8 protein-coding genes and 2 pseudogenes are annotated in these 9202 nt (G+C 65.5%); 2 read left to right on the top strand and 8 right to left on the bottom strand.

Translation table 11 applies throughout. The features are described 5' to 3' along the window. Window positions 1–294 precede the first annotated feature (294 nt). The 8 genes and pseudogenes from fusA to AC27KI_RS14830 all read right to left on the bottom strand — a co-directional run bounded on the left by fusA (window position 295) and on the right by AC27KI_RS14830 (window position 7665). Window positions 295–2397, bottom strand: coding sequence for an elongation factor G (gene fusA / locus AC27KI_RS14865; protein WP_272565827.1), 2103 nt, complete (start codon window positions 2395–2397; stop codon window positions 295–297). Between the two features lie 151 nt (window positions 2398–2548). Continuing rightward, window positions 2549–3023, bottom strand: a pseudogene (rpsG, locus tag AC27KI_RS14860) (30S ribosomal protein S7). 171 nt (window positions 3024–3194) lie between these two features. Next, complete coding sequence (gene rpsL, locus AC27KI_RS14855; protein ID WP_010104110.1) at window positions 3195–3572, bottom strand: 30S ribosomal protein S12; 378 nt, start codon at window positions 3570–3572, stop codon at window positions 3195–3197. A 135-nt stretch (window positions 3573–3707) separates the two neighbouring features. After that, window positions 3708–4877 (bottom strand): D-alanyl-D-alanine carboxypeptidase family protein, encoded by a 1170-nt coding sequence (locus tag AC27KI_RS14850; protein ID WP_272565828.1) that lies wholly within the window; start codon window positions 4875–4877, stop codon window positions 3708–3710. A 101-nt stretch (window positions 4878–4978) separates the two neighbouring features. After that, window positions 4979–5620, bottom strand: coding sequence for an alpha/beta hydrolase (locus AC27KI_RS14845; RefSeq protein ID WP_487089906.1), 642 nt, complete (start codon window positions 5618–5620; stop codon window positions 4979–4981). Window positions 5621–5707: 87 nt separating this feature from the next. Next, complete coding sequence (locus AC27KI_RS14840) at window positions 5708–6067, bottom strand: (2Fe-2S) ferredoxin domain-containing protein (RefSeq protein ID WP_487114500.1); 360 nt, start codon at window positions 6065–6067, stop codon at window positions 5708–5710. Window positions 6068–6076: 9 nt separating this feature from the next. Further along, window positions 6077–7213 carry a VanZ family protein gene (locus AC27KI_RS14835; RefSeq protein ID WP_487114498.1) on the bottom strand — a complete coding sequence of 379 codons (1137 nt, stop codon included), beginning with the start codon at window positions 7211–7213 and terminating at the stop codon, window positions 6077–6079. Window positions 7214–7236: 23 nt separating this feature from the next. Further along, entirely contained in the window at window positions 7237–7665 is a 429-nt protein-coding gene (locus AC27KI_RS14830; protein ID WP_272565831.1) for a CopD family protein, read from the bottom strand. Between the two features lie 126 nt (window positions 7666–7791). Between AC27KI_RS14830 and hemB the strand changes: the two genes are divergently transcribed. Both hemB and AC27KI_RS14820 read left to right on the top strand, forming a co-directional pair. Beyond that, window positions 7792–8799, top strand: a complete 1008-nt coding sequence (gene hemB, locus AC27KI_RS14825) for a porphobilinogen synthase (RefSeq protein ID WP_487114496.1) — start codon at window positions 7792–7794, stop codon at window positions 8797–8799. 69 nt (window positions 8800–8868) lie between these two features. Beyond that, window positions 8869–9202, top strand: a pseudogene (locus AC27KI_RS14820) (magnesium transporter CorA); the annotation flags it as partial.

The raw sequence follows: 9202 nt of genomic DNA, 5'->3' as shown, positions 1-9202 counted from the left end.
TCGTCTTGCCATGGTCCACGTCCGATGGTGCCACGTTCACGTGGGGCTTGGTACGTTTGAACTTACCTTTTGCCTTTTGAATCTCCAAAGAGCAATGCCTGTGTCAGGGTTTAACGTCTGCACCCGATTGCTGAGTCGTCCCGCACAGGGCAACAGGACGGCACCGGGTCGCAGATTGCAAGGATCTTGCTGCTATTTTTTTCATAGCTGCCAGCGCCTACTCGATAGTCGCTGGCAACCAATTCCATCAAACCAACCGAAAGGGGCCGCCAAAGCCGCCCCTCCCTTTGCCAATTACTTGGCGCGTGCAGCCATGATGGCTTCCGACACGTTGCGAGGGGCTTCGCTGTAGTGCTTGAATTCCATCGAGTAGGTGGCACGGCCTTGCGTTGCGGAGCGCAGCGAGGTCGAGTAGCCGAACATTTCCGACAGGGGCACTTCCGCCTTGATGGCCTTGCCGCCGCCGACCATGTCGTCCATGCCCTGCACCATGCCACGGCGGGACGACAAGTCGCCCATCACCGTACCGGCGTAGTCTTCCGGCGTTTCGACTTCCACGGCCATCATGGGCTCGAGAATCACGGGGTTGGCCTTGCGGCAACCTTCCTTGAAACCGAAGATGGCGGCCATCTTGAACGCGAGTTCGTTCGAGTCCACATCGTGGTACGAACCGAAGTGCAGCGTGACCTTGACGTCCACCACCGGGTAGCCGGCCAGCACGCCTTGCGTGACGGCTTCGTTGATGCCCTTTTCAACCGCGGGGATGAATTCGCGAGGAACCACACCGCCCTTGATGGCGTCGACGAACTCGATGCCCTTGCCGGCTTCGTTCGGCTCGATCTTGAGCACGACGTGGCCGTACTGACCCTTACCACCGGACTGGCGAACGAACTTGCCTTCGGCCTCTTCCACCGTCTTGCGGATGGTTTCGCGGTAGGCCACCTGGGGCTTGCCCACGTTGGCTTCCACGCCGAATTCGCGCTTCATGCGGTCCACGATGATTTCCAGGTGGAGCTCGCCCATGCCGCCGATGATGGTCTGGCCGGATTCTTCGTCGGTGCTGACGCGGAACGAAGGATCTTCGGCAGCCAGACGACCCAGCGCGATACCCATCTTTTCCTGGTCGGCCTTCGACTTCGGCTCCACGGCCTGACGGATCACGGGCTCGGGGAACACCATGCGCTCCAGCGTCACGATGGCCGAGGGATCGCACAGGGTTTCACCGGTCGTCACGTCTTTCAGACCCACGCAGGCGGCGATGTCGCCAGCGCGGATCTCATCGACTTCTTCGCGGTTGTTGGCGTGCATCTGCACGATACGGCCGATGCGCTCCTTCTTGCCGCGCACGGGGTTGTACACCGTGTCGCCCTTGGACAGAACGCCGGAATACACACGCACGAACGTCAACTGGCCCACGAATGGGTCGGTCATCAGCTTGAACGCCAGGGCAGAGAACTTTTCCGAGTCGTCGGCCTTGCGGCTCGTCGGTTGCTCGTCGTCGTCGGTGCCGCCCACGGGAGGAATGTCCACCGGCGAAGGCATCAGTTCGATCACGGCGTCCAGCATGCGCTGCACACCCTTGTTCTTGAAGGCCGTACCACACAGCATGGGCTGGATTTCGCAGGCGATGGCACGCGTGCGCAGGCCGAGGGTGATTTCCTCTTCGGAAAGATCACCTTCTTCCAGGTACTTGTTCATCAGGTCTTCGGAGGCTTCAGCAGCCGCCTCGACCATCTTCTCGCGCCATTCCTTGGCCGTTTCCAGCAGATCAGCGGGGATCTCTTCGAAGGTAAACTTCATGCCTTGCGAGGCCTCGTCCCAGATGATGGCCTTCATCTTGCGCAGGTCGACCACGCCCGTGAAGTTTTCTTCGGCACCGATCGGGATCACGATCGGCACGGGGTTGGCCTTCAGGCGCAGCTTCATCTGCTCGACGACCTTGAAGAAGTTGGCACCGGTACGGTCCATCTTGTTCACGAACGCGAGGCGGGGCACCTTGTACTTGTTCGCCTGGCGCCACACCGTTTCCGACTGTGGCTGCACGCCGCCCACGGCGCAGTACACCATGCAGGCGCCGTCGAGCACGCGCATGGAGCGCTCCACTTCGATCGTGAAGTCCACGTGGCCGGGGGTGTCGATGATGTTGATGCGGTGCTCGGGGAACGAACGGTCCATGCCGCTCCAGAAGCAGGTGGTGGCAGCCGACGTGATCGTGATGCCGCGCTCTTGCTCCTGCTCCATCCAGTCCATGGTGGCTGCGCCGTCATGCACTTCACCGATCTTGTGGTTCACACCGGTGTAGAAAAGAATCCGCTCGGTCGTCGTGGTCTTGCCAGCGTCGATGTGGGCCGAGATACCGATATTGCGGTAGCGCTCGATGGGGGTCTTGCGAGCCATGGTAAATCCTTGGTTGAACGTTGTGTTCGTTGTGATGGGCCACCCGCTTTTGCGACGCAGCACCACAATTTGCCGGCGACCTGAATCAAGATAAGGCCGCAGGCAGAAAATGCCAGCGGCCTTACGTTTGCACCGGAGAAAGCCTGGAGGCTTAGAAGCGGAAGTGGCTGAATGCCTTGTTGGCTTCGGCCATGCGGTGCACTTCGTCACGGCGCTTCATCGCGCCGCCACGGCCTTCCGTGGCTTCCAGCAGTTCGTTGGCCAGGCGTTGCGCCATCGACTTTTTCGCCACGCTTGCGGGCGGCTTCCTTGATCCAGCGCATCGACAGTGCCAGACGGCGCACGGGGCGCACTTCCACAGGCACCTGGTAGTTGGCACCGCCCACGCGGCGGGACTTCACTTCGACCATGGGCTTCACGTTGTTGATGGCAACGGTGAACGCTTCCAGAGGGTCCTTGTCAGGGTGCTTCTTCTCGATCAGTTCCAGAGCGCCGTAAATGATGCGCTCTGCCACTGCCTTTTTGCCGCCTTCCATGATCACGTTCATGAATTTGGACAGCTCTACATTGCCGAACTTGGGATCCGGCAGGATTTCACGTTTGGGGACTTCGCGACGACGTGGCATTTTTTTCACCTCATGTTTGCTTCAGTTGGCATCTTTTCAGACACCGCGAGAGCCATTCAGGACTCCCACTTACTCGACCCACGCAAGACAGTTGCGCTTGGGGTCACTACGCTGGATCACCGCGCCACGCGGGAAACAGCACCGGATATCTTTTGCAAAAAAGCGCAGGGCTTACTTGGCCTTGGGCTTCTTGGCACCGTACTTGGAGCGCGCTTGCTTGCGGTCTTTCACGCCTTGCAAGTCGAGCGAGCCACGCACGATGTGGTAACGCACACCGGGCAAGTCCTTGACACGACCGCCGCGAACCAGCACGACGCTGTGTTCCTGCAGGTTGTGGCCTTCGCCGCCGATGTAGGAAATGACTTCGAAACCGTTGGTCAGGCGAACCTTGGCGACCTTCCGCAGAGCGGAGTTAGGCTTCTTTGGCGTCGTGGTGTACACACGGGTGCACACGCCGCGGCGCTGAGGAGAGTTTTCCATCGCGGGGCTCTTCGACTTGATCTTTTCGACCTCGCGACCCTGACGGACCAGTTGATTGATGGTTGGCATGAATACGTCCCTAAACGTGAAATGCTTCGTGAAAAACGAAAACGTGAATCCCTTCGGAAATTCCGAAAAGCCTTCTAATGTAGCAGGTTGGCGCTGATGGAGCAATCGCGGGGCGGCCAGCCGGCCGCCGCCGTGTCACTTGATCCACAGGCGGATGGCATCCCAGGCGCGGCCGAAGATGCCGGCCTGCTCCACCGTCTCCAACGCCACCAGCGGCACTTCGGCGATGGGCTGCTCACCCAGCGACACCTTCAGGGTGCCGATCGACTGGCCCTTGGTGAATGGTGCCACCAGCGGGTCGGTGCGCACGATCTGGGTCGTGACCTTGCCGGCGCTGCCCGACGGCACGGTGACGACGATGGCGTCCGGGCGGCCGATCTGGATGGTGTTCTGCTTGCCCTTCCAGACGGCCGGCGTGGCGGCGGGCTGGCCGGCGTCGAACAGCTTGACGGCGTCGAAGGCCGTGTAGCCCCAGTTCAGGAGCTTCTGGCTCTCGTTCGCCCGGGCGTTCTCGCTGGAGGCCCCCAGCACGATGGACAGCAGACGGCGCTGGCCGACGTTCGGAAAGTCGCGCTTGGACGTGGCCACCAGGCAGTAGCCGGCAGCGGCGGTGTGGCCGGTCTTGAGGCCGTCCACCGTGGGATCGCGGAACAGCAGCGAATTGCGGTTGGTGCCATTGGAGGGCGGCGTGCCCGGGTACGCGTAGTGCTTGGTCGCGTAGTAATGCATGTACTCCGGGAATTCCTGCATCAGGCGGGTGGCCAGCACGCCCAGGTCGCGCGCGGTGGTCGTGTGGCCCGGCTCGGTCAGGCCTTCGGGGTTCTTGTAGGCCGTGTTCTTCATGCCCAGGGCCTTGGCCTGGTCGTTCATGAGCTTGACGAAGTTCTCGGCCGTGCCGCCCACGCCTTCGGCCAGGGCCATGGTGGCGTCGTTGCCCGACTGCACGATCATCCCCTTGATGAGGTCTTCCACCGGCACCTGCATCTTGGGATCGATGAACATGCGCGAGCCGGGCATCTTCCACGCCAGCACGCTCACGGGCAGCTTCTGCTCCAGCGTGATCTTCTTGGCGCGCAGCGCGTCGAAGACCAGGTAGCCCGTCATGAGCTTGGTGAGCGATGCCTGCTCCACCGGCGCGTCGATGTCCTTGGCGGCGAGCACCTGGCCGGCGGTCACGTCGAGCAGCAGGTAGTTGCGCGCAGCGATCTCCGGGGGCTGGGGGGCCTGGCCCTGCGCCCAGAGGGCGGCAGGCGCCAGCACGGCGGCAAGAACGAAAGAACGCAGCGTGGAGAGGAAGGGCTTCATGGAAACAGGCATTCGGGGCAAGGAAACAAACCAAACGGTCAAAAACGGCGGCGGAGGATGGCGCGCCGTGCGGTGCCCGGTAGGGAGCGTCTGGAGGGCAGTCAGTTCCCCGCCAGCAGGTGGCGGGACACCAGGTTTTTCAGGAGCGGCAATTGTCCGTGAAAGAAATGACCGCCGCCGGGCACGACTGTGACGGGGAGTATCTGCGGCCGCGCCCAGTCCATGACGGCCGACAGCGGCACGGTGTCGTCCTGCTCGCCGTGCACGACCAGCGTGCGCGCATGCGCCTCGGCCGGCACGGGCGCCACGGTGAAGCGGCTGGCGGCGGTGCCGACCAGCACCACCCGCTCGATGCTGCGCTCGCTCCACAGGCGCTCCAGCGCATGGCTGGTGACGAAGGCGCCGAACGAGAAGCCCGCCAGGGCCAGCGGCCCCTCGGGCGCCGCCTGGCGCACCACCTCCAGGAAGTCTTCCAGCTCGCCCTGGCCCGCGTCATGCGTGCCGGCGCTGGCGCCCACGCCGCGGAAATTGAAGCGCACGGCGGTCCAGCCGCTGTGCACGAAGGCGCGCGCCAGGGTCTGCACCACCTTGTTGTCCATGGTTCCGCCGAACAGGGGGTGCGGGTGGGCGATCACCGCCACGCCGCGCGAGGGCGCGCCGTCCGGCGCCTGGGCCGCATCGCGTGCCGCTTCGATGGCACCGGCAGCGCCGGTGAGGGTCAGGCGTTCAGTCTGGGCATTCACTGGATTTGCTATCAAATAAATAGCTGTCAGGACAATAAAATCTAGGGCAGACAGCCAAAAACACTTAAAAACCGATCGGCGCGCGAATCAGCGCCCGAGTTCCGGCGGCGTGAGCAGGCGCTCGACGACCTGGCCGTTCTTCAGGTGCGATTCCACGATTTCGTCGATGTCGCTGCCATCCACGAAGGTGTACCAGGTGCCTTCCGGATAGACCACGGCGACGGGCCCGCCGGCGCAGCGGTCCAGGCAGCCGGCCTTGTTCACCCGCACCTTGCCGGGGCCGGACAGGCCAGCCGCCTTGACCTGGGACTTGCAGCGGTCGAACGCGGCCTGCGCACCGTGGTGGGCGCAGCTGTCCTCGCCGTTGGTACGGTCGTTCAGGCAAAAGAAGATGTGGCGGGCGTAGTAGCCAGGCTGCGCGGCTGACGGCGTGGGGGTGTCGGTCATCCGGGCATTTTAGGAGCCGATGCGAACAGGGGTATCCGCGTGGCCCTCGGCCGGGTCCCGGTCGCGCCGGGCCACGCGCTGCACCACATAGACCAGGGTGGCGTAGGGCCAGAGCCAGCCCAGCCATTGGCCCAGGCCGTAGAAGCGGATGAAGCGGCCCTGCTCCCAGGCCTGCAGGGTGTCGGCGAAATAGGCGCTGGTGGGCGCCTGGTTGAGGATGTTCAGGTGCAGCATTAGCAGCAATAGCAGCACGGCGGCGCTGGCCCGGCGGGGCAGGCCGGTCAGCATCAGCGCGACGGCCATGCCGGCCCACACGCCCACGCGGGCCGGGGTGCCGAGCCACTCCCAGGCATGCGCCGGGCCGTAGCTGAGCGCGGAGGACAGCGCGGTCACCGACACGCCCGCCACCACCGTGGCCAGCGAGAAAGCCACACGGCGGCCGATGTGGCGGATCACGCAGTAGCCCAGCAGGCAGGGCACGAGCAGGCCCAGCATCACGGCCAGCAGTTCGGCACTGGGCGACAGGGCCTCCAGGGGCGTTTCGCGCAGCGGCAGCCAGTCCAGGAACGGGGTGTCGGCCAGCAGGTCTTCCAGCGCGATCTCAAGGCGCTCCCACATCTGTCCCAGCCCGAACGGCACGGCGGCGGGAAACAGCAGCGCCACCGGCCACAGCGCGAGCAAGGCCAGCGCCCCGCTGGCGTCGGCGACGAACCACCGCGCCCGCAGCCGGCTCCAGCGGGCCAGCGCGCCCAGCCGCTCCAGCAGCGCCGCCAGCAGCGCACCGCCCAGTGTGCCCAGCGCGTTCAGCACCAGGTCCATGTTGGAGGGCACGCGCCGCGGCAGGTAGATCTGCAGGAACTCCATCAGCATCGAGAGCAGCGCGCCCGCCAACGCGGCCACGGGCACCGCAGAGCGCGGCCAGCCGGTGCGCAGCAGGGCCAGCGCCAGCAGGAAGCCGAACGGCGCATAGCCGGCGATGTTGATGTTGACGTCGAACCACGTCCAGTACGGCGGGGGGATGCGGGCGGTGAGGAACACCCACGGCGAGATGCCCTGCTCGCGCCAGCCGTCGAAGGGGAACAGGCTGGCGAAGACCACGAGGGCCGCGTAGATCAGCGCCAGGGGCCAGGCGGATGTCTTGTGCACGGCGGGGGCGCGCGGCCGGCGCGTCAGAAGGGTTTGACGACGACCAGCACCACCGCGGCCACCAGCAGCAGCACCGGCACCTCGTTGAACCAGCGGAACCAGCGGTGGCTGCGCCGGCTCTGGCCGCTGGCCAGCTTGCGCAGCAGGACGCCGCAGGCATGGTGATAGCCCACGGCGAGCACCACGACCAGGAGCTTGGCGTGCATCCAGCCGTTGCCCGGCCCGCGGCCGATGCCGTACCCCAGGTAAAGCCACAGCCCCAGCGCGATGGCCGGCACGGCCAGGAAGGTGGTGAAACGCAGCAGCTTGCGCGCCATGAGCAGGAGCCGGTCTCGCTCGGCGGCCGAGCCCGGTGCCACCATGGCCAGGTTGACGAAGATCCGAGGCAGGTAGAACAGGCCGGCGAACCAACTGGCCACGAAGACGATGTGAAAGGCTTTGACCCAGAGCATGGGGGCAGTGTACGTGCCGTGCCGGGCCGTCCGGCGGAGTCCGACGCGCAAAAACCACGGCGGCCGGCGTCACGTCGAAGGGCCGGGCGGAGACCGCCCCGGCGCAATGTGGCGCACAATTTCGGGATGCATCTGTCCAGCCCCACCCCCTTCCCCCAGAACCGCCCGCGCCGCCTGCGCCGCGATGCCTTCACCCGCAACCTCGTGCGCGAGCATGCCGTCACGCCGCACGATCTGATCTACCCCGTGTTCGTGCACGAAGGCCAGGGCCGCAGCGAGGCCATCGCGTCGATGCCGGGCGTGGAGCGCCTGAGCCTGGACCTCCTGCTGCCGGTGGCCGAGGATTGCGTGAAGCTGGGCATTCCGGTGCTGGCGCTGTTTCCGGCCATCGACCCATCGCTCAAGGCGCCGGACGGCAAGGAGGCGCTCAATCCCGAGGGCCTGATTCCCCGCGTGGTGCGGGCGCTCAAGAAGGAATTCCCCGCGCTGGGCGTGATGACCGACGTGGCGCTGGACCCCTACACGAGCCACGGCCAGGACGGCGTGCTCGATGCCACCGGCTACATCATCAACGACGAAACGGTGGAGATCCTCACCGGGCAGGCGCTCACGCATGCCGAGGCGGGCGTGGACATCGTGGCGCCCAGCGACATGATGGACGGGCGCATCGGTGCGATCCGCGAGGCGCTCGAAGTGCAGGGCCACATCCACACGCGCATCATGGCCTACAGCGCCAAGTACGCGAGTGCCTTCTACGGCCCGTTCCGCGATGCCGTGGGCACGCGCGGCGCCCTGGGCAAGGCCGACAAGAACGTGTACCAGATGGACCCGGGCAACACCGACGAGGCGCTGCGCGAGGTCGCCCTCGATATCGCCGAAGGCGCCGACATGGTGATGGTCAAGCCCGGCATGCCGTACCTGGACGTGGTGCGCCGCGTGAAGGACGAATTCCGCGTGCCCACCTTCGCCTACCAGGTGAGCGGCGAGTACGCCATGCTCAAGGCCGCGGCCGCCAACGGCTGGCTCGACCACGACGCGGTGATGATGGAAAGCCTGCTGGCCTTCAAGCGCGCCGGCGCCGACGGCGTGCTGACGTATTTCGCCCGCGACGCGGCGCGGCTGCTGCAAAAGTAAGCGACCGCACCCCGGCCGCCTGCCCGCAGGGCCGGCGCCGGCGTCTTCCCCGCCCTGCCCCAGGCCTCCATGCGCATCTTTCACATCCACCAGGGCAACGCCACCGAGCTGGCCGCCCTGCCCTCCCAGCCCCCGGCCGCCGGCTTTTACTGGATCTCGTGCACCCGCGCGGCCTTCGGCGAACAACTGGGCCTGCTGCAGGCCGCGCTGCAAGCCACCACCGGCCTGCAACTGGTGGACCTGCACGTGTCCGACCTGCTGAACGCGCAGCTGCCATCGCACTACGACTACACCTCGCAGTACGACCTGCTGGTGTTCCGCCGCCTGGCGGCAGCAGGTCCGGGCGCGGCACCGGCCAGCGCAGCCGGCGCGGCCACTGCGGCAAGCCCGCAGGCCGCGCCTC

The sequence above is a fragment of the Acidovorax sp. KPB24-03 genome, assembly GCF_057546605.1.
This window is presented reverse-complemented; position numbering and strand designations above follow the sequence as displayed.

Coding starts and splice junctions, on each gene's coding strand:
- AC27KI_RS14840 (WP_487114500.1), bottom strand. CDS start 6,067: ATGACCGACACCCCCACGCCGTCAGCCGCGCAGCCTGGCTACTACGCC.
- AC27KI_RS14830 (WP_272565831.1), bottom strand. CDS start 7,665: ATGCTCTGGGTCAAAGCCTTTCACATCGTCTTCGTGGCCAGTTGGTTC.
- rpsL (WP_010104110.1), bottom strand. CDS start 3,572: ATGCCAACCATCAATCAACTGGTCCGTCAGGGTCGCGAGGTCGAAAAG.
- AC27KI_RS14850 (WP_272565828.1), bottom strand. CDS start 4,877: ATGAAGCCCTTCCTCTCCACGCTGCGTTCTTTCGTTCTTGCCGCCGTG.
- hemB (WP_487114496.1), top strand. CDS start 7,792: ATGCATCTGTCCAGCCCCACCCCCTTCCCCCAGAACCGCCCGCGCCGC.
- fusA (WP_272565827.1), bottom strand. CDS start 2,397: ATGGCTCGCAAGACCCCCATCGAGCGCTACCGCAATATCGGTATCTCG.